22 protein-coding genes are annotated in these 26,172 nt (G+C 29.1%); 10 read left to right on the top strand and 12 right to left on the bottom strand.

All coding sequences use genetic code 11. The features are described from left to right. Nucleotides 1-44: 44 nt before the first annotated feature. Together AWN65_RS04615 and AWN65_RS04610 are read right to left on the bottom strand one after the other, a co-directional pair. A complete protein-coding gene (locus AWN65_RS04615; RefSeq protein ID WP_060382091.1) occupies nt 45-923 on the bottom strand; it encodes a glycerophosphodiester phosphodiesterase in 879 nt (292 codons plus the stop codon). Further along, nucleotides 920-2,047 (bottom strand): cysteine desulfurase family protein, encoded by a 1,128-nt coding sequence (locus AWN65_RS04610; RefSeq protein ID WP_060382090.1) that lies wholly within the window; start codon nt 2,045-2,047, stop codon nt 920-922. The genes AWN65_RS04615 and AWN65_RS04610 overlap by 4 nt, the downstream gene beginning before the upstream one ends. Before the next feature lie 188 nt (nt 2,048-2,235). Here AWN65_RS04610 and AWN65_RS04605 point away from each other — a divergent pair, with 188 nt between their 5' ends. After that, on the top strand, nt 2,236-2,730 hold the full coding sequence (locus AWN65_RS04605) for a metallophosphoesterase family protein (protein ID WP_060382089.1): 495 nt from the start codon (nt 2,236-2,238) through the stop codon (nt 2,728-2,730). Nucleotides 2,731-2,977: 247 nt separating this feature from the next. On the opposite strand, the gene AWN65_RS04600 is transcribed toward AWN65_RS04605, so the two are convergent. Beyond that, a complete protein-coding gene (locus AWN65_RS04600; protein ID WP_060382088.1) occupies nt 2,978-5,605 on the bottom strand; it encodes a valine--tRNA ligase in 2,628 nt (875 codons plus the stop codon). Nucleotides 5,606-5,914: 309 nt separating this feature from the next. On the opposite strand from AWN65_RS04600, the gene AWN65_RS04595 reads away from it, so the two are divergent. After that, nucleotides 5,915-6,298 (top strand): DUF1573 domain-containing protein, encoded by a 384-nt coding sequence (locus AWN65_RS04595; RefSeq protein ID WP_060383822.1) that lies wholly within the window; start codon nt 5,915-5,917, stop codon nt 6,296-6,298. A gap of 92 nt (nt 6,299-6,390) precedes the next feature. On the opposite strand, the gene kdsB is transcribed toward AWN65_RS04595, so the two are convergent. Continuing rightward, nucleotides 6,391-7,122 carry a 3-deoxy-manno-octulosonate cytidylyltransferase gene (gene kdsB / locus AWN65_RS04590; protein ID WP_060382087.1) on the bottom strand — a complete coding sequence of 244 codons (732 nt, stop codon included), beginning with the start codon at nt 7,120-7,122 and terminating at the stop codon, nt 6,391-6,393. A 79-nt stretch (nt 7,123-7,201) separates the two neighbouring features. Beyond that, nucleotides 7,202-8,626, bottom strand: coding sequence for an ATP-dependent DNA helicase (locus AWN65_RS04585; protein ID WP_060382086.1), 1,425 nt, complete (start codon nt 8,624-8,626; stop codon nt 7,202-7,204). Nucleotides 8,627-8,977: 351 nt separating this feature from the next. Here AWN65_RS04585 and AWN65_RS04580 point away from each other — a divergent pair, with 351 nt between their 5' ends. The 3 genes from AWN65_RS04580 to AWN65_RS04570 all read left to right on the top strand — a co-directional run bounded on the left by AWN65_RS04580 (nt 8,978) and on the right by AWN65_RS04570 (nt 11,201). After that, nucleotides 8,978-9,802 (top strand): DUF3822 family protein, encoded by an 825-nt coding sequence (locus tag AWN65_RS04580; protein ID WP_060382085.1) that lies wholly within the window; start codon nt 8,978-8,980, stop codon nt 9,800-9,802. Continuing rightward, nucleotides 9,793-10,380 (top strand): 16S rRNA (guanine(966)-N(2))-methyltransferase RsmD, encoded by a 588-nt coding sequence (rsmD, locus tag AWN65_RS04575; protein ID WP_060382084.1) that lies wholly within the window; start codon nt 9,793-9,795, stop codon nt 10,378-10,380. Before AWN65_RS04580 ends, rsmD begins: the two co-directional genes overlap by 10 nt. Nucleotides 10,381-10,490: 110 nt before the next feature. Then, nucleotides 10,491-11,201: a YebC/PmpR family DNA-binding transcriptional regulator gene (locus AWN65_RS04570; protein WP_060382083.1), complete on the top strand. Its 711-nt coding sequence runs from the start codon at nt 10,491-10,493 to the stop codon at nt 11,199-11,201. 244 nt (nt 11,202-11,445) lie between these two features. Here AWN65_RS04570 and AWN65_RS04565 read toward each other — a convergent pair whose 3' ends face one another. The 6 genes from AWN65_RS04565 to AWN65_RS04540 all read right to left on the bottom strand — a co-directional run bounded on the left by AWN65_RS04565 (nt 11,446) and on the right by AWN65_RS04540 (nt 20,429). Continuing rightward, nucleotides 11,446-12,015, bottom strand: a complete 570-nt coding sequence (locus tag AWN65_RS04565) for a hypothetical protein (protein ID WP_060382082.1) — start codon at nt 12,013-12,015, stop codon at nt 11,446-11,448. Nucleotides 12,016-12,175: 160 nt separating this feature from the next. Beyond that, nucleotides 12,176-12,544 (bottom strand): methylglyoxal synthase, encoded by a 369-nt coding sequence (locus AWN65_RS04560; RefSeq protein WP_060382081.1) that lies wholly within the window; start codon nt 12,542-12,544, stop codon nt 12,176-12,178. Between the two features lie 5 nt (nt 12,545-12,549). Next, a complete protein-coding gene (locus AWN65_RS04555; RefSeq protein ID WP_060382080.1) occupies nt 12,550-13,401 on the bottom strand; it encodes an N-acetylglucosamine kinase in 852 nt (283 codons plus the stop codon). A 233-nt stretch (nt 13,402-13,634) separates the two neighbouring features. Next, on the bottom strand, nt 13,635-14,633 hold the full coding sequence (gap, locus tag AWN65_RS04550) for a type I glyceraldehyde-3-phosphate dehydrogenase (protein WP_060382079.1): 999 nt from the start codon (nt 14,631-14,633) through the stop codon (nt 13,635-13,637). A gap of 170 nt (nt 14,634-14,803) precedes the next feature. After that, nucleotides 14,804-15,793 (bottom strand): 6-phosphofructokinase, encoded by a 990-nt coding sequence (gene pfkA, locus AWN65_RS04545; RefSeq protein WP_060382078.1) that lies wholly within the window; start codon nt 15,791-15,793, stop codon nt 14,804-14,806. Nucleotides 15,794-15,953: 160 nt separating this feature from the next. Continuing rightward, the gene (locus AWN65_RS04540; RefSeq protein ID WP_235588344.1) at nt 15,954-20,429 is read right to left on the bottom strand and encodes a translocation/assembly module TamB domain-containing protein; all 4,476 of its coding nucleotides are present in this window, start codon (nt 20,427-20,429) and stop codon (nt 15,954-15,956) included. 181 nt (nt 20,430-20,610) lie between these two features. Here AWN65_RS04540 and tsaD point away from each other — a divergent pair, with 181 nt between their 5' ends. The 5 genes from tsaD (at nt 20,611) to AWN65_RS04515 (ending at nt 24,908) form a co-directional block, all read left to right on the top strand. Then, nucleotides 20,611-21,633, top strand: coding sequence for a tRNA (adenosine(37)-N6)-threonylcarbamoyltransferase complex transferase subunit TsaD (gene tsaD, locus AWN65_RS04535; RefSeq protein ID WP_060383821.1), 1,023 nt, complete (start codon nt 20,611-20,613; stop codon nt 21,631-21,633). 27 nt (nt 21,634-21,660) lie between these two features. Next, complete coding sequence (locus tag AWN65_RS04530; RefSeq protein ID WP_060382076.1) at nt 21,661-22,365, top strand: 16S rRNA (uracil(1498)-N(3))-methyltransferase; 705 nt, start codon at nt 21,661-21,663, stop codon at nt 22,363-22,365. Nucleotides 22,366-22,434: 69 nt separating this feature from the next. Next, complete coding sequence (locus AWN65_RS04525) at nt 22,435-23,085, top strand: DUF4159 domain-containing protein (protein ID WP_060382075.1); 651 nt, start codon at nt 22,435-22,437, stop codon at nt 23,083-23,085. 4 nt (nt 23,086-23,089) lie between these two features. Further along, nucleotides 23,090-23,599, top strand: a complete 510-nt coding sequence (locus AWN65_RS04520) for a TrmH family RNA methyltransferase (protein WP_060382074.1) — start codon at nt 23,090-23,092, stop codon at nt 23,597-23,599. Nucleotides 23,600-23,954: 355 nt separating this feature from the next. Continuing rightward, a complete protein-coding gene (locus AWN65_RS04515; RefSeq protein ID WP_060382073.1) occupies nt 23,955-24,908 on the top strand; it encodes a zinc metalloprotease in 954 nt (317 codons plus the stop codon). Nucleotides 24,909-25,310: 402 nt separating this feature from the next. Here AWN65_RS04515 and ypfJ read toward each other — a convergent pair whose 3' ends face one another. After that, entirely contained in the window at nt 25,311-26,168 is an 858-nt protein-coding gene (gene ypfJ, locus AWN65_RS04510) for a KPN_02809 family neutral zinc metallopeptidase (protein WP_060382072.1), read from the bottom strand. Nucleotides 26,169-26,172: the final 4 nt, after the last annotated feature.

The following is a 26,172-nucleotide window of genomic DNA, read 5'->3' as shown; positions in this document are numbered from 1 at the left end:
CTAAGTTCAAAATATAATCACTTATGTTTTGAACTTAGAAAAATTTATGTTCTTTTTAACTCAAAATAACGATTCGGATAATCTGTAATCAACCCATCTACTCCGTATGACATTATTGTTTGCATATCTTCTTTTTTATTAACAGTCCAAGGAATTACTTTTATATTCTTTGTATGCAAATAATCTACTTTTTCTTTATCTAATAAAATAAATTCTGGGCTATAAACAGTTGGCTTAAAACCTAATTGCTTTAAATTTTCATTAATAGACAACTTATTTTCAACTAAAAGAACGGTTTTAAATGAAGTGTATTTTTGATGTAAATACTGTAACGTTCTAACGTCAAAAGATTGAATATAAGTCCTATCTATAATATTTTTATTTTCTAAAACGTTAACCAATAAATCTACAAATTCATTGGGTAACGGGTGGTATATTTCATCTCCTTTGGGATCTGATTTAGTTTCTATATTGTAAAAGATTTTTTTACTAGGATATTTTGTCTGAACATATTTTTCAACAAAATCAATTACTTCTATTAATAATGGTTTATTGATTTTTATCTTTTCTTGTTCTAAAAATCGGGGATGTATTTTACTACCACAATCACATTTTTTTATTTCATCATAATTCATTTGATATAAATTAAATGATTGTTCTGTGGCTTCACTAATGGTTTGATTATCTTTATCTAAACAAATTTCATGTGATAAGAAGGGTTCATGTGATAATAAAACTTGTTTGTCTCTGCTAATAACGACATCCATTTCAAGAGTAGTAACTCCTAGATCAATAGCTTTTTTCATTGCTTCTATTGAATTTTCAGGAAGTAACCCACGGCATCCTCGATGCCCTTGAATATCAAATTTTTGGGCTTGACTCATAAAAGGTAAAAATAATAATAGTTTTAGTATTTGTTTCATAGTTTCTTAATAGTTTCAATTAAAAAATCAATATCATCTAAGGTATTGTATTTAGATAATGAAATTCGAATATTGGGTTTAGCTAAATATTCAGTAGGAATAAATGTTTCTAAAACATGCGAAGGTTTAGAACTTCCTGATTGACAAGCACTTCCTCTTGAAATAGCTACTCCATTCATATCCATTAAAAAAACAATCATCCCTGATTTAGTTTCTTCTAATGGTAAAATAATATTTACAATATTATATTGAGTTGTTTCTGGGTTTCCAACAAAAATACTTTCTGGAAAATATTTTTTTAATGCTTCTACTAAATATTTTTTTAACCCTTGAAGGTATTCTTTATTCGTTTCTAAATGAGCTAATGAAATAGCTAAGGCTTTAGCCATTCCTACTATATTATGAATACTTTCGGTACCTGCTCTAAGTCCTTTTTCTTGTTCTCCTCCATACAATATGGGTTCTAAAACAATATTTTTTTTGATAAATGCAAAACCAACCCCTTTAGGTCCGTGAAATTTATGAGCACTGGCTACCAAAAAATCTATTGAAATCTTTGATAAATCAACAACTGATTTTCCTATTCCTTGAACCGCATCTGTATGAAAATAAGCATTGCTTTTTTTTGATAGATGGGCCACTTTTTCTAAATCTAAAATGGTTCCTATTTCATTATTAACATACATTAATGAAACTAAGGTTTTAACATCTGAATTTAGTAAGTTTTCTAGATGAGCGTAATTAATTGTCCCATCAGGGTTAATAGAGACAAAATCTACTTGTATTTCAAATTCTTTTTGTAAAACGGCTACTGTATGTAAAACGGCATGATGTTCTATTTTGCTTGTAATAATCCTTTTTACTTCCAAACTTTTTATAGCTGAACGAAGTATTAAATTATTAGCCTCTGTTGCACAAGATGTAAAAATAATTTCTTGAGCATTGCATTGAAGGTTTTTAGCTATACTTTTTCGGGCTAATTCAAGTTCATTTTTTGCTTCTCTACCTACTTCGTGAGAAGACGATGGATTTCCATATTGAGTACTTAATATTCGAGTCATTTCCTCAATTACTTCAGGATACAATGAAGTTGTAGAGGCATTATCTAAATATACTTTTTTCATTTTTAAATCTTAAAACAGCTAAAATAATAGTTAATTTTATATAACTTTTATCTGAAATTATCTTTTGTATTTGTTCATTTCAAATTTAATGATTTTATATATTTGAATCTGAAAATACTTCTGAATAAAAAAGAATATTTTTTAAATCATCTAACAACTTTTAAAATTATCCATTAGCTTTTCCTTGTATGAAAAAAATCTTATTATTATCTGATACCCACGGACATATAGATGAATTGATACTTAAACATATAAATTGGGCAGATGAGGTATGGCATGCTGGCGATATAGGAAATCTAATCGTCACAGATACTATAAAAAAATATAAACCATTGCGTGCTGTTTATGGAAACATAGACGGAACCAGTGCTCGAATGGAATTTCCTTTACACAATCGTTTTTATTGTGAAAAGGTTGATGTTTTAATTACTCATATTGGAGGTTACCCAAATAAATACAATGCAGAAATTAAAGAAGAACTTTATAAAAATCCTCCTAAATTATTTATTTGTGGGCATTCTCATATACTGAAAGTTCAATTTGACAAGACATTGAACCTTTTGCACATGAACCCTGGTGCTTGTGGTAAAAGTGGATTTCATCAAATACGAACTATGTTGCGATTTATTATTGATGGCGAGGCCATTAAAGAACTAGAAGTTATTGAATTAGGTTCTAGATAAAGATCTATAATAGTTTTTATAATTTCTTTAATTTTTAAATTTCTGAATCAAGAAAAAGAGATCCCAGAATAAAATAAAAATCATAAATAAATATGAGGGTACCCTAAAAGATCGTAACTCTATTATTTCTACCAAAGAAAAAATCAGATAGTACTGATATAATATACTTTCTTTTGTTGAAATAACAAACTAAAGGTTTAGTTACTCCTTTTTAGACACCCTCATAAAATTTTAGTAGGATATTTTCTTATTTCAGTCCTGCCAAACTCTGTTCAATAGTTGCAATTTTAGCTAAAGCATCCGTTTCTTTTTTTCGCTCATTAGCAATTACTTGTTCTGGAGCTCCTGAAACAAATTTTTCATTAGAAAGTTTTCCTTGAACTGATTTTAAGAATCCTTTTATATAATTTAACTCTTCGGTTAATTTCTTTATTTCAGCCTCAATATCAATTCCCTCACCTATTGGAATAAAATATTCATTTGATTTTACACGATAAGATAAAGCTCCATTTACTTTTTCGGAAACATATTCTAAATGAGATAAATTTCCTAGCTTAATAATTACACTATCAAAAAAAGTAGAAATTGTTTCGTTATTCACTACTTTCAATTCGATAGCATCTTTAAACGAAATATTTTTATCTTTTCTAATCATTCTAATTCCTGAAATTACTTCTGTTGCAAAATCAAAATCTGAAACTAATTTTTCATCATAAGTTTTTATTTCTGGCCATTGAGCAACGATTAATGCTTCTTCAGAGGTTCTATCAGCAATATGTTGCCATATTTCTTCTGTTAAAAAGGGCATAAATGGATGCAATAACTTTAGATTAGCTTCTAACATTTCGATTGCTTTATCAAAAGTAGTTTTATCAATAGGTTGCTGATAACCTGGTTTAATCATTTCTAAAAACCACGAACAAAAATCATCCCAAACTAATTTATAAATTGCCATTAGAGCATCGGAAATTCTATATTTATCAAAATTATCTTCAATTTCTACTAATGTTTTTTGTAATTTAGCTTCATACCAAGCAATTGCTGATTTAGAGGCTTCTGGTTGTGCAATATCTGCTACTTCCCAACCTTTTATTAAACGAAAAGCATTCCAAATTTTATTGGCAAAAGATTTCCCTTGATTACATAATTCTTCATCAAATAAAATATCGTTACCTGCTGCTGCACTTAACAACAATCCACAACGAACTCCATCGGCACCAAATTTATCAATTAAATCCAACGGATCTGGTGAATTTCCTAAGGATTTAGACATTTTACGTCCTTGTTTGTCACGCACTAAACCTGTTAGATATACATTCGTAAAAGGTTTTGCGTCTGTATATTCATAACCTGCAATAATCATACGTGCTACCCAGAAAAATAAAATATCAGGAGCTGTTACTAAATCATTAGTAGGGTAATAATATCTAAAATCTTCATTTTTTGGATCTAACATACCTCCAAAAACGGCCATAGGCCATAACCATGAAGAAAACCAAGTATCTAAAGCATCTGCATCTTGTTGTAAATCATCCTTTGTTAGCTCTTGGTTTTTTGTTTTTTGTTTAGCTAATTCAAGTGCTTGTTCTTTTGTTTCAGCTACTACAAAATCTTCCTTTCCTTCACCATAGTAATACGCAGGAATTTGCTGTCCCCACCATAGTTGACGGGAAATATTCCAATCGCGGATATTTTCCATCCAATGACGGTAAGTATTATTAAAACGTGATGGATATAATTTTACCTCTTCGGTTTCTAATACTGCTTTAATTGCGGGTTTAACCAATTCTTCCATACGTAAAAACCATTGATCAGACAATCTTGGCTCAATTACAGCTTTAGTTCTTTCGGAAGTTCCTACTTTATTTAGGTGATTTTCGGTTTTAACTAATGCTCCAATAGTTTCTAACTCTTTTGCAATTTCATCGCGAACCACAAAACGATCTTTGCCAATATAATGCAAACCAAAACTATTTAAGGTAGCATCTTCATTAAAAATATCAATGATTTCTAAATTGTGTTTATTTCCTAATTCTTTATCGTTTATATCGTGTGCTGGTGTCACTTTTAAACAACCTGTTCCAAATTCCATATCTACATACTCATCAAAAATAATAGGAATTACCCTGTTACAAATAGGAACAATTGCTTTCTTTCCTTTTAAGTGTTGGTAACGCTCATCTTCAGGATGAATACAAATGGCAGTGTCTCCTAAAATAGTTTCAGGACGAGTTGTAGCAATCGTTACAAACTCATTACTATCCTCTATTTTATATCTTAAGTGGTATAATTTTCCTTGACGCTCTTCATAAATCACTTCTTCATCTGACAAAGTTGTTTTAGCCTCAGGATCCCAATTTACCATACGGTAACCACGATAAATCATTCCTTTGTTATATAAATCTACAAATGACTTAATTACTGATGCCGTCATATCATCATCCATAGTAAATTTGGTTCTATCCCAATCACATGAGCATCCCAACTGTTTTAATTGTTCAAGAATAGTTCCTCCATATTTCTCTGTCCAATCCCAAGCATGTTTTAAAAACTCTTCACGAGATAAATCATTTTTATTAATTCCTTCTGCCTTTAATTTAGCTACTACCTTTGCCTCAGTAGCAATAGAAGCATGATCTGTACCTGGAACCCAACAAGCATTAAATCCTTTTAAACGAGCACGACGAATTAAAACATCTTGAATCGTGTTGTTTAACATGTGTCCCATGTGCAAAACTCCTGTCACATTAGGTGGTGGAATGGTAATTGTATAAGGTTTACGATGGTCTGGAATAGAACGGAAATATTTATTTTCCATCCAATAGTCATACCATTTTTTCTCTACTGACTTTGGATCGAATTGTGCTGGTATCATTTTAAATTTTTGATTTTTGATATTAAATAATATTAGAATTCAGAATTTCTGAAATATTTTTATAAAAGTACTAGAAATAATCAAATAGTTCTAATTTAATTAACTATTATATAGTCAATCCTTAGAAATTTTTAAGAATTACTGACACAAAAGACAGACTCGTTCTTGTAGAAAAATATAAGTATTTTTTTGGTACAATTTTTGTATTTTTATGCAAAAATAAATAAACCACATAAAAATAAAAAGTTTAAGTTTTTTTTTTGTAGGTTTACTTCAAAGAAAGTTTTTTTACTTAATCAATTAAATCAAATGAAACGAGTTTTATATTTTACAACACTAATATTATTCAGTTTTTCCTTACAAGCTCAAGATGGCGCAAAAATAGAATTTAAAACACATGAAATTGATTATGGCACAGTTAGTAAATCTACTGACAATGGCATTCGTTTTTTTGAATTTACAAATACAGGAGATGCTCCTCTTATTATAAAAAATGTGCAATCAACCTGTGGCTGTACAATTCCTTCTTTTTCTAAAGATCCTGTTGATCCTGGAAAGTCTGGAAAGATTGAGGTTAAATATAATATGAATCCAGGTCCTATTCGCAAATCTATTATGGTAGAAAGTAATGCAACTAATACCGAAAGTGGGTTAACTCATTTAAAAATAAAAGGAATCGTTGAGATTAATTAGATTCTTAAAATCATCATAAAAAACCAATCTGCAAGTTAAGATTGGTTTTTTTATGTTTTCTATTTTCTCTAAATTATAACATCAAGCCCAACTTATTGCTTTAGAAACGCCTTTGCTTTTTCTAAATCTTCGGGAGTATCTATACCTATACTTCCATGCGTAGTTTCAACCATACGAATACGTTTGCCATACTCTAAATAACGCAATTGCTCCAATTTTTCTGCTGACTCCAAAGGTAACATGGGCAAACAATAAAAATCCATTAAAGCTTCTTTTCTAAAAGCATAAATACCTATATGTTTCATATATCTAACCCCTACATTTTCTTCTCTTGGATAAGGAATTACTGAACGTGAAAAATACAGGGCAAATCCTTCTTGATCTACAATTACTTTAACATTATTAGGATTTTGAATTTCCTCTTTATCTTTTATTTCAAACATTAAAGAAGCTAAATCTACCTTTTTATCCACATCTTTTTTAAAAATTTCAATAATTTTTACTAGCGGTTCCTCATTAATAAAGGGCTCATCACCTTGTACATTTATTACAACATCAACATCCATATCTTCAACTGCCTCGGCTATACGATCACTTCCACTTTCATGCTCTTTTATACTCATTAAAGCTTTCCCTCCATTAGAAACAATTTCATTATAAATCAAATCGGAATCAGTTACTACAAATACATCATCAAATAATTGAGTCTTCACAGCAGATTCATAGGTACGAAGTATAACCGTTTTACCTCCTAAATCTTGCATTAATTTCGCAGGAAAACGAGTAGAGGCATAACGAGCAGGTATTACAGCTATTATTTTCATTTTTTTGTTTTTTAATTATCTATCAATATAGTAAATTCTATTTAAATACATTAGGGACAAAAACAGAATTAAAAATAAATTAAGTTATAAAAAATTCATCCTTAAAACCAATCAAATACAATTTATCTTTTGCACGTGTCATAGCAGTATACAACCAACGTACAAAATCTCTATCTATATCACTAGGCAAATATGGTTGTTCTATAAAAACAGTATTCCATTGTCCTCCTTGCGATTTATGACAAGTAATAGCGTACGAAAATTTTACTTGAAGAGCATTAAAATATTCATTATTTTTTACTTTTAGGTATTTTTTATAATGTGCACGTTCGTTTTCATAATCCTTCATTACTTCCTGATACAATAAATTTGACTCTTCATAAGTCAAAGAAGGTGATTCACTCATGATCGTATTTAACAACAAAATAGTATCTAAAGGGGGTTGATTAGGATAATCAATCATTCTTATTTTTACTACTGCAAACCTAAAACTATATAATTCTTTTATAGAACGGATTTCTAAAATCTCAATAATATCACCATTTGCAATAAAACCCGCCTCATCTGAATCTTTAAGCCAAAAATAATTATTTTTTACAACCATTAAAAAATCACCTGTAGATAATTCACTTTCTTTTCCTAAAATTTTAGAGCGTATTTGTTGATTATATTGATTAGCCCTTTTATTTGAACGAACAATAAAAGTTGTATCCTCTATACTGTAATTATTATATGCTTGATGAATAGCATCTTGTATATCATACCCATCAGTAAGTCTCACTATATCCTTAAAACCTTTTAATTTAAATTTAAAATCTGTAATAAAATGTTCCTTTAATAACTCTCTTAATTCAGTAGCATTATGCAAAATTCCAGAATTAAATTCTTGACGCATAACTTCATCTAATTCCATAGAATAAACCTCTTTTGTATAATTTAAACTTAAAGTCTCTACGTTTAAAGCAGGAGAAATATCTAAATTAACTGGAGGTAACTGAGCCGTATCACCTATAAAAATCATTTTACAATTCTGCCCAGAATATACATACGATATCAAATCATCTAATAATGACCCATTTTCATACATTTTAGAATCCGTATCCACATCCGAAATCATAGACGATTCATCTACAATAAAAATTGTATCCGTATGCTTGTTAGTTTGCATAGTAAAACGAACACCACCTCCATTGCTTTTCTTTGGAAAATAAATTTTTTTATGTATCGTAAAAGCTTTTTTATCAGAATAATTAGCAATAACCTTTGCAGCTCTACCTGTAGGAGCTAACAAAACATATTTTTTTTGGACTTCCACTAAATGATTTACTATAGTAGAAATTAAAGTGGTCTTACCTGTACCAGCATACCCTTTTAAAACAAATAATTCATTCTTATTTGAACTTTCTATAAATTCAGCCACCTTACCAAAAAATAGATCCTGCTTTACTGTAAGTTGAAAAGGGAACTTTTTTCGTAAAATACTATAAAATAATCCTGAACTCATAAAATATTTATTTAAAAAAGAAGCCAAATATAAAACATATAATAAAATATCATATTCTTAGTTAGCTAATATTACCCAAACATTATCAATCTTCTTTCATCTAAAATTATACATCAAACTTTCCGATCAAAATAAAAAATATAAAAATCCCCCATAGATCCACCTTGTTAACATTTAAAACAAAAAACTAAACCCATTTTAAAATTTAAATCCATTATTATTCGTAATAATTTTCTATTCCGTAATTTAACTTTATAAAAACACTCAAAATATTACTAATCTAAAACTCATTAAAAGTAATTCTTTATCAAAAAAATCGTAGTTTTGTCATTAATAAGGGTACAAAAACGAATGCAAACATCAACTAATACAATACTTAATAAAAAATATAAAAAATTACTTCTTCAAATATCATTACATGAAGTATCATTTTGCTTATATAACACTTTAGACTCTAAAATAGAGTTCTTTAGCAACTATATTTTAACCCAAAACAATACCGTTCAAGAAACGGAAGAAGAAATTTTGAATTTAATTCGCCAAAGTACTATTTTACAAACAGGCTTCGATGATGTATTAATATTACATGATAACGCGCTAAATACTTTTGTTCCACAAACACTATTTGATGAACAAAATCTAAAATCATATTTACACTACAATGTAAAAATTTCTCCAACTGATTTCGTTACCTACGATCAAATAACTGGAAACGATATGAATAACATATACATTCCTTTTACTAAACTTAACAATTCATTAATCGAATTGTATGGCGAATTTCATTATAAACACACAGCCTCCATTTTAGTTAAAAAAATCTTAGAAATAAGTAAAAATGTAGCAGAACCTCAAATTTTTGTTCATATACAAGAAAAACATTTTCAAATAATCGTCGTTCAAAACCAAAAATTACTCCTCTACAATTCATTCGAATATAACAAAGAAGAAGATTTTATATACCATCTACTTTTCACAGCCGAACAACTAAAACTAAACCCCGAATCAATTGTTGTAAAACTACTTGGAAAAATAACAAAAACCAGTCAATTATTTCAAATAGCATATAAGTATATCCGAAATGTAAGTTTATACACCGAAAACCTACAATTTGACCAATCAATATCCGAAGACAACTATTTAAAAAACTTTATTTTAATACACGCATGCGAATAATTTCAGGCAAATACAAAGGTAGACGTTTAGTTGCCCCTAAAAATCTACCCGTAAGACCAACAACCGATATGGCAAAAGAATCACTCTTTAACATATTAAACAACTACTTTAATTTTAATGGCTTACGCGTATTAGATTTATTTAGTGGTACAGGTAATATAAGCTACGAATTTTCATCCAGAGGAGCAGAAAATATAATCAGTGTAGATGGAGACTTCGGATGTATTAATTATATCAAAAAAACAGCTAAAGAATTTGAAATGAACATTACCCCAATAAAGAGTGATGTCTTCAAATTTCTAGAAAAAAACAAAAATAATTATGATATTATTTTTGCGGATCCTCCTTATGATCTAGATCAAAAAAGTTTTGAAAAAATATTAGACCTAATTTTCGAAAACAATCTGCTCAATTTAGATGGAATGCTTATTATAGAACATTCAAAATACACAAAACTCTCACATAAAGAAAATTTTTCATTCGAAAAAGCCTATGGAGGTTCTGTATTTACTTTTTTTGAATTTGAACAAGAAGAAGATGACGAATACGATGAAGAAGAATTAATAAACGAAGAATAAAAACAAACAGCTTATCAAAACTTTTTAAAAATTTTTTTTTAACCATACATGTAGTATTTTTGTAACAATAAAAATCAATAAACATTCATATAGTCCAATTATAAATAGAAATGGGAAGAGCGTTTGAATTTAGAAAAGCACGTAAAATGAAACGTTGGTCAGCAATGGCTAAAACGTTTACAAAAATTGGTAAAGACATTGTAATGGCCGTAAAAGAAGGCGGTCCAAATCCTGAAACTAATTCTCGATTAAGAGCCGTTATACAAAATGCCAAAGCAGCTAATATGCCTAAAGACAACGTGGAGCGAGCAATAAAAAAAGCAACCGATAAAGACACAGCAAATTATAAAGAAGTACTGTTCGAAGGTTATGCTCCACATGGTATCGCCATCTTAATAGAAACCGCAACAGACAACAATAATAGAACTGTTGCCAATATCAGAAGCTATTTCAATAAATGCAACGGCACGCTGGGTACACAAGGTTCTGTGGAATTCATGTTTGATCATACCTGTAATTTCAGAATCTCTTCTGAAGGACAAGATGTAGAAGAATTAGAATTAGAAATGATCGATTTTGGAGTAGAAGAAATATTTACAGACGAAGACGGAATTGTCATGTACGCTCCCTTTGAAAGCTTTGGAGCTATACAAAAAGAACTAGAAAATCGTGGTATAGAAGTCTTATCATCTGGATTTGAAAGAATACCTCAAGTAACCAAAGAACTAACACCAGAACAAATACTTGATGTTGAAAAACTACTCGAAAAAATCGAAGAAGATGATGATGTCATGAATGTATTTCACACCATGCAAGAATAATAAAATACCTAACCCCTTAAAATACCCCGCACTAGATAACTTTATAAATAGTCCATTTTCTATATTACAATCAAAAAATGGACTATTTTTAATTTAACAATTCAATTTTATTTTACCCTTAAAAAACAAGCAATTATCACCAAAATAATACAAAAAAGATGGATTTTCTATTTTTATACAATCATAAAATCTATAAAAAATACTAGATCTTTCATATTTTTTTAAAATTCTAGTTCATTTTAGTTTATTGTTTCTTTGTTGGTTCATATCTATCTGTTTTATCATTATAACTATATTTAGTTATCATTGATTTATTACTCAAACTAAAATCACCATTAGATAATAAAGTAAATAAGTATCCTTCATTTCTTTTTTTGGAAATAGTTTGCGACGTGTTCTTCAACTTATCTAAATATTCTACTTCGGTTATATCTGTTGTTTTTTCTGTATTAGCTATTAAAAGTGTTTTAGTTACTGGATTCCAAATTTGATTTTCATTTAGAATAGCAAACTCTTTACGTATCGAAGTTTCTCTTTTTTCAGTGGCTTTCCAGTTAACATGATAAAACGTTTTATTTTTAATTTTTAATGCACTAACTTTCATTGTATTAGGCATAAGGTTCGGGTTGTTTTTAGTTAATAACATACTATCTTTTAATACAACTAAATACAATTCTTTCTTCTTATTAAATACAATAGTTGCCTCTCCATTTTTAACTAATAAAAGACTATTTGTATAATCAATAGGTTTTGTTTTTTGAGCTTGAATTGAGTTCAACACAAGAAAACTTAATAGTAGAATTATTTTATTCATGGACAGACATTTTATGAGTTATAATTTTCTAGCAAGGATTTTATTTTTACAAATAAGCCGCAAAATGCAACACACGGTATTAAAAACAAGAATCAATACAATATAAAACTTTTTTTTAAAAAAACATTCTTTTTTTTGTTGATTTTATAAGAATCCTCATTTATCCTGCTATTGCATCTAACAACAATTGTGCTGTTGCTTCGTTAGTTGCAAGAGGGACATTATGTACATCACAAATTCTTATGAGCATATTAATATCTGGTTCATGCGGATGACTGCTCATAGGATCTTTAAAAAACAAAACCATTTTGCATTTACCAACGGCAACTCTAGCTGCTATTTGAGCATCTCCTCCTAAAGGTCCACTCAATAGTTTTTTTACTTTTATACCTGTTACTTCTACCTTGCTTCCTGTGGTTCCTGTTGCTATAATTTTCATATTTTCTTTTAAAAGTAAATCTAAATTTCTATTTACAAACTGAACCATGTCTGCCTTTTTTACATCATGTGCTATTAGTGCTATCTCCATATTGTTTAATTATTCTGTAAATGGTATGCTATTAGTCCATCTATTGGTCTTTGTAAAATTTTCCCTATTTTTATATTATGTTTTTTTAGGACAGATTTAATTTCATCTTGTAAAAAATAAGCAACTGATCCTATAAAATGGTTAGATACTTCATCATAATTTTCAAACTGTTTGATGCTATTTTCTATAAAGGATTCTATTTCTTTATATATAATTTGCTGACAAAATGCTTCTTCTTTATGTTTAATTAAAAACTCTGTAAATGAAGCTAGATAAGCATTTGGATTGGCTTCTTTATATAAATTTTGCTTAATAACATCTGGATCTAAATTATATGAATTTTCAAAAATTTCAGCTAATTTTTTAGGCATTTTGTTATAATAATATCCTCTTAATAAATGACGACCAAAACGATTACCTGAACAATCATCCATTATAATATACCCTAATGATTGTACTTTTTGATGTAATAGATAACCATCAAAATAACTACAATTAGAACCTGTTCCTAAAATACTAACAATGGCTTTTTCTTCTTTTAAAGTTGTAGCATATACAGCTGCGTAAGTATCTTCATAAACATCTATTTTTGCTTTTAAAAAATATTTTTCAAAGATTGAAGTCAAAAAATCTTTCATACGATTCGTTCCACATCCTGCTCCATAAAAATATAAATTTGAAACGTTTTCCTTATTTGAACTTAACTCTAAATTATCATCTAAACGTTTTAGAACTTCTGTTTCTGTTAAAATTTCAGGATTTAAGCCTTGTGTATTTGTAGAAAATAAAATGTTTCCTAATTCATCTATTGCAATCCAATCTGCTTTAGTTGAGCCACTATCAATTATTAATTTCATTTGTATAATTTTATCTCTTTATAGTTTTAAGTTTTATTAATATAATCATTTAAAAGTTTAGATTGACAAATAAACTTTTCTTTCTTGTTTAAAATGGTTTTTTAATTGTTTATAAATTTTTACTTTATATCTTTTAGGGAATAAGACGAACAATCAAATAGTTTTGATTTACTTATAATAAAAATCCCGTTTCATTAAGATAAAGAAACGGGATATAAAAATAATCATTTTAGTTATAAATTAGCTACATGTACGGCTAAATCTATTAATTTACTTGAGTAGCCATATTCATTATCATACCATGATACGATCTTAAAAAAAGTTGAATTAAGACCAATACCTGCTTTGGCATCAACAATAGATATTCTAGTATCTCCTACAAAATCTTGTGAAACTACATCTTCTTCTGTAAAACCAAGAATTCCTTTCATTGTGGTTTCAGATGCTTTTTTAAGTACTGTCATAATTTCTTCATAAGATGTTTCTTTGGCTAGTTTTACTGTCAAATCTACTACAGATACATCTGCTGTTGGTACCCTCATTGACATTCCTGTAAGTTTACCTTTTAAACTAGGAATTACCTTAGCTACTGCTTTAGCGGCTCCTGTCTGAGAAGGGATTATGTTTACTAATGCTGAACGTCCTCCTCTAAAATCTTTTTTAGAAGGACCGTCTACTGTTAATTGGGTAGCTGTTGTTGCATGTATTGTGGTCATTAATCCTTCTACAATTTCAAAATGATCGTGAATAACTTTTGCTAAAGGAGCTAAGCAGTTGGTTGTACAAGATGCGTTTGATACGATTGTATCATTGGCAGAAACTTCGGTATGATTTACGCCCATTACGTACATTGGAGCATCTGCTGAAGGTGCAGAAATTACTACTTTTTTAGCTCCCCCATCAATATGTGCTTGGGCTGTTTCTAGTTTTGTAAAAATTCCTGTACATTCTGCAACTATATCTACATTTACTTCATTCCATTTTATTAGTTTCGGATCTTTTTCAGCAGTTACTCTAATATATCTATCATTTACGAGTAATTTTCCGTCAATTACTTCTACTTTACCATCAAAACGTCCATGAACTGAATCATACTTTAATAAATAAGCTAAATGATTTATATCTAAAAGATCATTAATTGCTACTACTTCTACATTGTCTCTTTTTAATACTTCTCTAAATACTATACGTCCTATACGTCCAAAACCATTAATTCCTATTTTTACTTTCATATACTATTTTTTTAATTCGTTTTCAATCGTTTATAGTGATTCGTTTTCAATATTTTAAAATTCTTTAGCAACTTCAATATATTTACTTTCACTAATCTCTATATGATATAATTTTACATTATGTATTTATTTTGTGTCTAATTTTACTTTTGTTTATTTTTAATATTTTGTTAGGTAGACATGATGTCAGAAACTTTAAGTAGGTCTTGATCTATTTTAGAATGTCCTTTTATAGCTTGTTCTAAAGGAGTTAGAGCTACTTTATCTTCTAATAATCCTACCATATAGTTGGATTTTCCTTCTAAAAGGGATTCAATGGCTTTTACACCTAAACGAGCTGCTAATACTCTATCAAAACAGGAAGGGGAACCTCCTCTTTGTATATGTCCTAATACAGAAACTCGGACATCATATTCAGGCAAATTTTCTTCGACATATTCTTTTAGCTCAAACACATTTTTACCTATTTTATCTCCTTCTGATACTACTACTATACTTGATGATTTTCCTGAAGCTTTGCTTTTTTTTAATGATTCTAATAATCTTTCTAATCCTAAATCTTCTTCAGGAATTAAGATTTCTTCTGCTCCTGCTCCTATACCTGCATTTAATGCAATATGTCCAGCATCTCGTCCCATTACTTCTACAAAAAAAAGCCTGTTATGAGAACTGGCTGTATCTCTAATTTTATCAATAGCTTCTACTACGGTATTTAGGGCTGTATCATATCCTAATGTATGACTTGTACCATAAATATCATTGTCAATGGTACCAGGAATTCCCATTACGGGAAAATTAAATTCTTTATTAAAGATTTCTGCACCTGTAAAGGTTCCATCTCCTCCTATTACAACTAGGGCATCTATTTGGGCTTCTTTTATTTTTTTAAAAGCTAGTGTTCTTCCTTCTATGGTTCTAAAATCTTTAGAACGAGCAGATTTAAGTATTGTACCTCCTTTATCTATTATATGATTTACGGAACGAGGTCCCATTTCTTTAAAATCTCCTTCTATCATTCCTTGATAACCTCTATAAATACCTATACATTCTACATTGTAAAAGGCACATGTTCTTACAACTGATCGAATTGCCGCATTCATCCCTGGGGAATCTCCACCAGAGGTCAAGACTCCTATTTTTTTTATATTATTATTTGACATTAAAAAAGGATTTTCAGAATAAGTAAAGGTACAAACACTCACTTTACTTAAAAATGATAAATATTATTTTTTAAGTATTTTTTTACAATCAAAAAGTAAAGAAGATTGACAAAAGTACTCAACGAAAGTCTAAGGTAGTATTTTTTTTAGAAATAAACAACTAATTTAGTTCTGGAATTCTATCCTCATCTTCTTTCGTTTTATCAGAAGATTTTTTTTGTCTTTTTTCTGTAGATTGGATAATTTCTGGTAATAAATCAGAATCTGGTATTTGATCTTTAGGTTTATCGGATTTTCCTTTGTTTTTATTATTTTTAGAATTAAAAACTTTATACATTAGTTCCTTAAATGTATTAAAATCTACTTCATAACTTACCCCTACTCCTTGGGTGTAGCCTATTCCTCCTTGTCCTAAATAGGTTATATCATTTTCTCTATTAAATACACGAGCTTTTAATGAACCATCTTCATTCAAACGCAATTGGATTTCTACATCACCTACTACAACTGATTCATTTACGCCTCCTACCGGTACCCCAAATTTACCATTAATAGTAATTTTATCACTAATTTGGGTTGAAACTGTAAATCCTACTCGTCCTCCCGTAGTTGTTTCTTGATTTAATCGATCATTTTGCACATAGTTTAATCCTAATTTAAAACGATCATCATTAGCAAATAGGTCATCAAATAAACTATTTGCGCGCTCTAAGATATTTCCGCTAATAACGTTTTCTACGACCCCTTTATCTGATAAAAAACTTCCAGAAGAGATTAATGATAAGGCTTGTTTTTGACGTGTATCAAAATCATTTAATTTGTAATCTATTTCTGAACGAAGCACAGAACTAACAGTTGGAAAATTTATAAAAATTTCAGGTGTTGGATTTGTTAATTTATCTGTTAGTTTAATAACTACCTCTGTTGGAACTTTTTTATTAAAACTAGGATTATCTAATAATATAGAGGGGTTTGCTTCCGTTTTATAAACGGCTTCCATGTTTAGAGTTGCGTTTAATGGATCTCCATCCCAAGAAATATATCCTCCGTTTTTAACTTTTATTTTTTTGTCTATAAAACCACCATATTTAAAATTATATACTCCATCATATACTTGAAAATCTCCCCACATATTAAATTTACCTAGGGTATTTATCTCCATTAACAAAGAACCTCGTCCACGACCTTTTAACCCATGTCCATTATTTTTATTAACAATTACTTCTATTTCTGCAACAGGAGTGATATCTAATTCAAAGTTTAACTCTAAACCGTTATAGTCTTTTTCTTTATTTTTTTCTTTATGGGTAGTATTTTTAGAATTTATGAATTTAATATAGTTTTTTTCTGAACTGGCTTGATCATCATTAATAGGAATTTTTAAGGAAGATCCTTCTGCTGAAGTAGCATTAACATTAATAACCAAAGCATTTGTAGGACCTTTGATCGTTGCTTTTCCATCCATATAAGCTGTTCCATAATACAAAGCATCTTCATGATCTTTTGTATCAAGTACGACGATTCGATCTGAATTAATATTAAAATTTAGATACCAATCACTTAATTTATTATGTTTTACCCAACCTTCCATTGTACCGGTTGTCTTAAATTTAGAATCTGTTACTTTTACATCTCTAAATGAAAATTGATTTTCTGTAACTTCTACTATGGAATTATTTCCAAAATTATAATCTGTATTTAAATAGGGAACTTTTAAACCTGATTGATTTAAATAAAATCGTCCATTTATTTCTGGGTTGTAAATATCTCCTTCAAATTTGGCTGAACCTGATGCTAGCCCTCTTATATTTGTTATTATATCAGCTCCCATGGGGGTAAAAAAGGAAAGATCAAAATCTTTGAGTCTCACATCAAGATCCATCAACGTTTTTTTACCTTGAAAATAAAGACTTCCTTCTGTTTTTAGTATATCATTTCCTTTATTATTTAAAACAGAATTAATTTTAAAATTTCTAAGGCTATCATCTCCTATTATTCCTATATCAAATTTACCTAAGATTAAATCATTTATTCTAAAATCATCGATTGTTAATTCAGAGGCTGGTTCGTAAATGTTTTTTTCTTGTTTAAAATCTACGTTTCCATTTAGTTTCCCTTTAAACCGTAGGCTATCTATGGCAGGCGTAATTTTATCTAGTTCTACATCTTTAAATGATAATCGGAGGTCTTTATAGGTAGAATCTTGTAAAACTCCCATTAACTCCATTGCTTGATTATTATGAGATAGGGAAATTTTTTCAATAGAAAAATCAGTTAATTTTTTGTTGAATATAATTTTATTATTATGTTCTTCTTTTTCATTTAAAAACCATAAATAATTTTTAAAATTAATTTCTGACTTTTTAATTCCTACTACACTCTTATTATCTTTATCAATGGTATGGTATAGGTTTAAATTATAAAAATCTTCTGCTTTGTCTCCTCCTTTAAATTCAGTTCGAACAAATAATGTATCGTTTGAGGTTACGTTTATCAAACTCATTTTCGAAATTTTATAGTATTTTGTTTTGATACTATCCATTTCTACATAAGCATTATAAAGAGGGTTTTTGTTGTTTATATCTACACTTATATTATCAAATTCATTATCGTATGCTTTTATTTTAGGGGATTTAAAATTAAGTTTAAATAATCCTTCATTAGAATCTATTTCTCCTTTCATAAAAGTATTTTCACCTAATGAAATTTCAGGATAAAATATTTCTATTAGTTTACTGTATACATTAAAATCAAACTTCATAAATTGTCCCTTACTCACTTTGTTAGGTGAATAATTGGCGTATAGACTTCCTAGTGAATTTTCTATCAAATCAGGTAATTCTTTAAACTTAAAGATTCCTTCTACTTTTCCTTCTACTATATCAGGAGAATTGACTATAATGGTTCTAAATCCATCTTTTTCAAAAGTAGATTTAACCATAAAATCGTCAAAAAAATAGGTTTCTTTAGGATTTTCATACGAAGTTTTATTTATGTATACATTACCATAAATATCATCAATTGAATTTCCTTGTAAATCCATTCTTACATCTCCTCTAAAAACGGAAACAGCATCAGGAGTATATAGATTTAGTTTTTTTAGGTTGGCGTATTCTACTTTTGCATGAAAATTATATTTATTTTCTTTTCTAGTTAAATCAAGGAAACCATCAAATTCCATAATTAAATTGGGGTCATTAGTTTTTATAGAGCCTTCAAAAATGGCTTTGTTCATCTGACCATCAACGATTATATTTCTATAATTATATTTGTTATAATAGATACTCCCTACGGTTCCTTTTATTTTTGTATTTAAATACTTTTCAACAAAACCTGTTCCGTCTACTTCTGTATCTAAGTTTACAATTCCTAAATCTTTACGGTTTAAAAATGTTCCTAAATCAAACTCTGTTAACCTAACATTTCCTAGATAAGTAGCCTTATCAATGTTATTGATGTTAGTCATTGCTAAATTTGTTTTTACAATTCCTAAGGCAGAAGAAAGTGAAACGTTTGCTTTTAATTTATTAAAATCTATTTCTGCTTGACCGCTTAACGAAAAAACACCTAATTTTTTAAAATTAGTGGGTATTTTTTTTCCTAAAACATTAGGCAATATTTTAATTAAATCTTGATAAGTAGAAGTTATTTTAGAAAAGTGTCCTTTTACGTAATAAGTGTTTTCATTTTTTGAAAAAAGATTTTTAAATTGAAAATTACCTTTTATTTGCGATCCGAAATCGTCTAATACAATCAATTTTTTTGTAAAAAAATTATTTAATGTTCCTAATAATTTGCCTTTTACTTGATATTTTAGATTTTTCCCAAATTCTCCATAAAATTTATTCAAATCATTAGATGAAATTATTCCTTCTTGTATTTTTACATCAAATAGAACTTTATTATTAAAATCTGCAAAATCTTTACGATCATAACGTAATTCTACATCGCCTTTTAAATTTGATTCTTTAGTTTTTAATTTTAATTGAGCAAGGTGAATATTTTTCTTTGTATATGTAAAATCTGACGATGACTCTTCTATTTCTATTCCTCTATCGTCTGTAAAAGACATTTCTTTGATTTGAGTTGTAACATCAGGTCCTAAAATTTTTAGATTAGCTGCTTCTGCATTCAATTTTTTAGCACTAAAGAGCAGAGGATTGGATATATTATCATCCCAAAAATAAAATTCACTATTCATCAAGTGAATATTTTTTATGGTCATTAAAAATTTTTTCTTAGAGGTAGAAGATTTTCCATCGTCAAAAAGTTCAATAAATTTATCTAGATTGGTATCACGCTCTCCTTTATAATTCCTAATTTTAAACTTAAGTCCATCCATTCTGACTTCTCCAAAATGCAAATCACCATCTGTAAGTTTTTTAAAATCAAGAATATTCGTTTTCAATACATTAATATGAAACAATGTATCTTTTTTATAATCTCTGATAAAAACTTTTTTTAGTTTAATTCCTCCAAAAATGGTAAAGTTAGCTTCTTGAACAGTTATATCAGTTCCAAATTCTTTATTTAAAAACTCTGTTGCATACTGTCCTAATCGCGTTTGAACAGAAGGCATAGAAAGAGCAATAACCAATGTAAGTAACGATAATATTATTCCAAGAAAAAAATACATCTTGAATTTTAAAATCACTACCCATAGATTTTTTTTATTTTTTTTATTTTTTTTTATTTCATCTTTTTGCTCTTCCAAAGGAAATATTTTTTTGAGTTAAATTTTAGTAACTTTGCACAGGTTGTAAAAATAATCTATTCCTTGATTTTACACAACTTTAGAAATAAAATCTATGTCTCAAATGAAAAGAGAAAATATTTACATACTAGCAATCGAAAGTTCTTGTGATGATACGGCTTGCGCTGTCCTACAGAACGATAAAATGTTATCAAATGTTGTTGCTCGTCAAAATATACATGAAGAATATGGAGGCGTTGTCCCTGAATTAGCCTCTAGGGCACATCAACAAAATATTGTACCTGTAGTAGATGTGGCACTAAAAAAAGCAGGAATAACCAAAGAAAAATTATCTGCCATAGCTTTTACACAGGGTCCTGGATTAATGGGATCTTTATTAGTAGGTAGTTCTTTTGCCAAAAGTATGGCAATGGCATTAAACATCCCTTTAATAGCCGTTAATCACATGCACGCTCATATATTAGCTCATTTTATACATGAAGAAGGATTTTCTAAACCAGAATTTCCTTTTTTAGCCCTTACCATATCAGGAGGACATACCCAAATTGTAAAGGTAAATAGCTTTTTTGAAATGGAAATTATTGGAGAAACTACTGACGATGCCGTAGGGGAAGCTTTTGATAAATCTGCTAAAATATTAGGCTTACCCTATCCTGGTGGACCTCTTATAGACCAATATGCTCAACTAGGAAATCCCAGACGTTTTGAATTTACAAAACCAAAAGTTGATGGTCTTAATTTTAGTTTTAGTGGACTTAAAACACAATTTTTATATTTCATCCAAAAAAACATCAAAGAAAATCCTAATTTCATTAGTGAGAACTTAAATGATATCTGTGCTTCTATACAATATATCATTATTAAAATATTAATGGATAAAATTAAAGAAGCTTCTATACAAACAGGAATTAAACAAATTGCTATAGGAGGGGGAGTTTCTGCTAATAGCGGTATTCGCCAAACACTAAAAGATGCCGAAAAAAAATATGGTTGGAAAACCTTTATCCCAAAATTTGAATACACCACCGACAACGCAGCTATGATAGGTATAGTGGGATATTATAAATTTTTAGAAAATCATTTTAGTAACAATTCCGTAACTTCCAAAGCAAGAATCGAGTTTTAAAAAACCATTAACGACCAATAAGAAATAATGCAATTATTCTACAATCCAGACATAACTATTGCTTCGACAGATTTTTCTTTTGACAAAGAAGAAAGCAAACACATAGTAAAGGTATTACGCAAAAAAGAAGGCGATATCTTATTTGTTACCAATGGTGTTGGTTTTTTATTTGAAACAGAAATTACTTTGGCTTCAGAAAAAAAATGCTCTATAAAAATTAACAATCATAAAATGTTTGACCAAACTGGGTTTTATTTACATTTAGCTGTTGCTCCTACTAAGATGAACGAACGTTATGAATGGTTTTTAGAAAAAGCAACCGAAATAGGTATACATGAAATAACTCCTATTATTTGCGAACATTCTGAAAGAACTACTATCAAGGTAGATCGTTTTGATAAAATCTTACAATCTGCTATGAAACAATCTAATCAATTTTATTTACCAAAATTAAACAATACTATCTCTTTTAAAGATTTTATTAGTAAAGATTTTGAAGGACAACTGTTTGTTGCACATTGTGAAGATTCTGATAAAAAAAAATTAAAAAATGAAATTAATCCTAATTCTAAATACACTATTTTAATTGGTCCTGAGGGTGATTTTTCAGAAAAAGAAATTAAATTAGCCATAGACAAAGGTTTTATACCTGTAACTTTAGGAAACACAAGATTACGAACAGAAACCGCAGCGGTTATTGCCTGTCATAGTGTGGTTTTTAGTAATGAATAATTAAAACACTTTTTAGAAATTTATATCAATTACAATATTATTTTTAAAAAATAAGACTTACGAGGCAAAATGTTTAGAATATATCTTATAATTTTTAGTTTTTTAGGATTTTTTAGTTATCCTCTTTTTTCTCAAGAAATAGCTCTGCTAAAATACAATGGAGGTGGCGATTGGTATGCTAATCCTACATCATTACCTAATTTAATAAAGTTTACAAATCAAACAATTAACACACGTATCAAACAAAAACCTTCTACTGTAACCCCTGGTAGTAGCGATATATTTTCATATCCCTTTATACACATGACAGGACATGGAAATGTTGTTTTCAGTTCACAAGAAGCCGAAAATTTAAGAAACTATCTAAATGCAGGAGGCTTTTTACATATTGATGACAATTATGGTATGGATCAATATATACGAAATGAAATTAAAAAACTTTTCCCTAATCAACCTTTAACCGAAATTCCCACTTCGCACACTATTTTTGAAAAGCCTTTCCCTTTCCCTTATGGTTTACCTAAAATTCATGAACATGACGGAAAAAGACCACAAGCCTTTGGTATCTTTATAAACAATCGTTTAGTTTTATTATACACTTATGAATGTGACTTAGGCGATGGATGGGAAGATTATGAAGTTCATAACAACCCAAAAGAAGTACGTGAAAAAGCATTAAAAATGGGAGCTAATATTTTAAATTACGTTTTTAATCATTAAACATTTGGAACAGCTTACTCATTACAACACTGTATTTGAAACTAAAAAGCACCCTATAACTTTAGTATGCGATGGTGTGTATTTTCAAGAAAACATAGGCAGTATTTTTAGAATTTGTGACGCAATGGGTGTTTCTAAAATTATTTTTTCAGGTTCAAATTTTATCTTTTCTGAGCGCAAAATCAATAAAACATCTAGAAGTACTCACAAAAGAGTTTCTTTTGAAATTATACAAGAAAAAGAATTACTACTCAATTATCTTCATTCAAGCCCTTCTATCTGTATTGCATTAGAAATTACTCAATCTAGCATCTCTCTTAATAAAGTAAAAATAAATCCAAACCAACCTATAATTTTAATAATAGGTAACGAAATACAGGGAATTTCATCTGAAATACTAAATTGCTGCAAAATTCATACCCATATTCCTATGTTTGGACATAATAGCAGCATGAATGTTGTCCAAGCTCTATCTATAGCTCTTTACGAATTAACTCTACAATTAAATAAATAATACTATTTTAACTTTTAATTTACCAAGATATAATTATCTCTTGACAAAACTTATTATCATTATCTAAATCTTATTCTTAATTCCATTTTCTTAGCCTATAAGGATTACACTATAAAAAGAATAGGGATAATCATTAAAAACACCTTAATATCTACAGAAAATCAAATACAAAAACATATAAAATATGCAATAAAAAACAAAAATAAATACACATAACACATTTTAAAAGATAATAAAATAAACATATTATCAAAATAAAAACAATTTAATAAAAAAAATATTTTTTAAATTAAAATATATTTTATATTATTGCAACACAATAAAAGAAACTTTATCAACCAAAAACCAATCAATTATGAAAAAAGTTTTATTATCCGCATCAGTAGCGTTAATGATTTTTTCTTGTCAAAAAGAAGATAGCTCTTCGACAACTCAAGCAGATACTCTAGCTCAGAGAGGATGTGCTTCACATGAAGTATTAGAAAGACAAATGCAAGAAGATCCCTCTTTAGCTTCTAGAATGGCATCTTTTGAAAAACAAGCATCTGAGGCAATTAAAAACAACCGTTTAGTAAACGGTGTTATTGAAATCCCTGTTGTTTTCAATGTACTATATAATGGTAGCACAGAAAATATTTCACTAGCTCAATTACAATCACAAATTGATGTGTTAAATGCCGATTATGCAGCTACAAATGCTGATTATAACACAGCTAACAATCCTTATTCTTCTGTAAGAAGTGGTAATTTTAACGTTCGCTTTGTTTTAGACCAAGTAATTCGTAAAAGTACTAAAAAGAGAAGTTGGGGAACTGATGATTCTATGAAAAAATCAACACAAGGTGGTATAAGCCCTACATCTCCAACTACAAAATTAAATATTTGGGTTTGTAATTTAGGTTCAAGCTTATTAGGATATGCTCAATTTCCTGGAGGTGCCGCTGCAACCGACGGTGTAGTACTACATTATAAATATACAGGTACAACAGGTACAGCTACAGTTCCATTTAATTTAGGTAGAACAGCTACTCACGAAGTAGGTCACTGGATGAACTTACGTCATATTTGGGGTGATGCAAATTGCGGAAATGATTTTGTAGCTGACACACCGCTACATGATTCTTCAAATTACGGAGTGCCTGCTGTAGGACATAGATCTACTTGTACTGGTACCCCACTAGAAATGTATATGAATTATATGGATTATACTGACGACAGAGGCATGTATATGTTCTCACAAGGACAAAAAGAAAGATCATTAGCTATCTTTGCTGCTGGTGGCGCTAGAGCATCTTTTGCTCAACCATAATAGAATCATATTTTCCTCATAATAATATTTTTTTAACCTTAGCCTAATCTTTCGATTAGGCTTTTGTTTTTATGTTATTATTTTTACTTCATTTTACTAAAAATACCCTAATTGTTTTCTCTTTAAATAATTCTAATAATTTAACATACAATGAAATCATTGTTTTTGAATACCTTAATTTCTATTATATCAACTAGAAATTTTTTAGATTTTTTTTTAACATTATCATCTCCTCTTCTAAAACATCTTTCAGAAATCCCTTTTCAAATAATTTCTATCTATACTTTATAATTTCCCCTATTCTTCTTAATCTCTTAAGTAAACCAAAATTTAACATAAACGATATAAAATATTTTTGTTTTTATCTATTCTAAGGAAATTCTTAAAAACCCTATATTTTTCCTACTTTATTTCTAAAAAAGTATCTCCTGCTTGTAAATCACCTGTTTGATAACCTTTTAAAAACCATTTTTTACGTTGTTCGGACGTACCGTGGGTAAATGATTCAGGTACAACATATCCTTGCATTCTTTTTTGAATAGCATCATCCCCTACTGCTTGTGCGGCGCTTAAAGCTTCATCAATATCGTCTGGATCTAAATATTTTTGATTATGTTTAGCCCAAACACCTGCATAAAAGTCAGCTTGTAATTCTAAAGCTACAGATAAACGATTTCCTTCTTCTTGAGTGGTTTTTTGTTGTAATTGTCGTACCTTATTAGAAGTTCCTATAACTGTTTGTAAATGGTGTCCAACCTCATGCGCAATAACGTAAGCTGTTGCAAAATCTCCTCCTTTAGCACCAAAACGCGTTCTTAATTCTTCAAAAAATGCTAAATCCATATATACTTTTTCATCTCCAGGACAGTAAAAAGGACCCGAAGCTGAAGAAGCACTACCACAGGCTGTTTCAATTGCTTCTGTAAATAAAACCATTTTAGGATTTCTATAATTAATATTATTTTCTTTAGATAATTTACCAAAAATATCTTCTGTATCAGCAAAAACAGTGGCTACAAATTTACCCATCTCTTTTTCTTCTGCTGTAAGTGAACGTTGTATTGATGGAGTTTCCTGTGAATTGGATTGATTTACTTGTTCTAAAACGGGGATAATCATTTTTCCTGTTTCTCCTCCAAAAAGATTTAACAATAGAATAACAATACCTAGAACTCCTCCGCCTACAACCATCTTTCCTCCTCTAGATACACCTCTTCTATCTTCTACATTATCACTTTGACGTCTTCCTTGCCATTTCATATTC

Origin of the sequence: Flavobacterium covae, assembly GCF_001534645.1 — a bacterium.
GTDB classification, from domain to species: domain Bacteria; phylum Bacteroidota; class Bacteroidia; order Flavobacteriales; family Flavobacteriaceae; genus Flavobacterium; species Flavobacterium covae.
Note: the sequence above shows the minus strand (reverse complement) of the source record. Positions and strands in the feature narration are given on the sequence as shown.

What these genes read in the sequence shown, in the direction of transcription:
- AWN65_RS04615 (WP_060382091.1), bottom strand. Translation starts at nt 923, where the DNA reads ATGAAACAAATACTAAAACTATTATTATTTTTACCTTTTATGAGTCAA.
- AWN65_RS04610 (WP_060382090.1), bottom strand. Translation starts at nt 2,047, where the DNA reads ATGAAAAAAGTATATTTAGATAATGCCTCTACAACTTCATTGTATCCT.
- AWN65_RS04605 (WP_060382089.1), top strand. Translation starts at nt 2,236, where the DNA reads ATGAAAAAAATCTTATTATTATCTGATACCCACGGACATATAGATGAA.
- AWN65_RS04600 (WP_060382088.1), bottom strand. Translation starts at nt 5,605, where the DNA reads ATGATACCAGCACAATTCGATCCAAAGTCAGTAGAGAAAAAATGGTAT.
- AWN65_RS04595 (WP_060383822.1), top strand. Translation starts at nt 5,915, where the DNA reads ATGAAACGAGTTTTATATTTTACAACACTAATATTATTCAGTTTTTCC.
- kdsB (WP_060382087.1), bottom strand. Translation starts at nt 7,122, where the DNA reads ATGAAAATAATAGCTGTAATACCTGCTCGTTATGCCTCTACTCGTTTT.
- AWN65_RS04585 (WP_060382086.1), bottom strand. Translation starts at nt 8,626, where the DNA reads ATGAGTTCAGGATTATTTTATAGTATTTTACGAAAAAAGTTCCCTTTT.
- AWN65_RS04580 (WP_060382085.1), top strand. Translation starts at nt 8,978, where the DNA reads ATGCAAACATCAACTAATACAATACTTAATAAAAAATATAAAAAATTA.
- rsmD (WP_060382084.1), top strand. Translation starts at nt 9,793, where the DNA reads ATGCGAATAATTTCAGGCAAATACAAAGGTAGACGTTTAGTTGCCCCT.
- AWN65_RS04570 (WP_060382083.1), top strand. Translation starts at nt 10,491, where the DNA reads ATGGGAAGAGCGTTTGAATTTAGAAAAGCACGTAAAATGAAACGTTGG.
- AWN65_RS04565 (WP_060382082.1), bottom strand. Translation starts at nt 12,015, where the DNA reads ATGAATAAAATAATTCTACTATTAAGTTTTCTTGTGTTGAACTCAATT.
- AWN65_RS04560 (WP_060382081.1), bottom strand. Translation starts at nt 12,544, where the DNA reads ATGGAGATAGCACTAATAGCACATGATGTAAAAAAGGCAGACATGGTT.
- AWN65_RS04555 (WP_060382080.1), bottom strand. Translation starts at nt 13,401, where the DNA reads ATGAAATTAATAATTGATAGTGGCTCAACTAAAGCAGATTGGATTGCA.
- gap (WP_060382079.1), bottom strand. Translation starts at nt 14,633, where the DNA reads ATGAAAGTAAAAATAGGAATTAATGGTTTTGGACGTATAGGACGTATA.
- pfkA (WP_060382078.1), bottom strand. Translation starts at nt 15,793, where the DNA reads ATGTCAAATAATAATATAAAAAAAATAGGAGTCTTGACCTCTGGTGGA.
- AWN65_RS04540 (WP_235588344.1), bottom strand. Translation starts at nt 20,429, where the DNA reads ATGTATTTTTTTCTTGGAATAATATTATCGTTACTTACATTGGTTATT.
- tsaD (WP_060383821.1), top strand. Translation starts at nt 20,611, where the DNA reads ATGAAAAGAGAAAATATTTACATACTAGCAATCGAAAGTTCTTGTGAT.
- AWN65_RS04530 (WP_060382076.1), top strand. Translation starts at nt 21,661, where the DNA reads ATGCAATTATTCTACAATCCAGACATAACTATTGCTTCGACAGATTTT.
- AWN65_RS04525 (WP_060382075.1), top strand. Translation starts at nt 22,435, where the DNA reads ATGTTTAGAATATATCTTATAATTTTTAGTTTTTTAGGATTTTTTAGT.
- AWN65_RS04515 (WP_060382073.1), top strand. Translation starts at nt 23,955, where the DNA reads ATGAAAAAAGTTTTATTATCCGCATCAGTAGCGTTAATGATTTTTTCT.
- ypfJ (WP_060382072.1), bottom strand. Translation starts at nt 26,168, where the DNA reads ATGAAATGGCAAGGAAGACGTCAAAGTGATAATGTAGAAGATAGAAGA.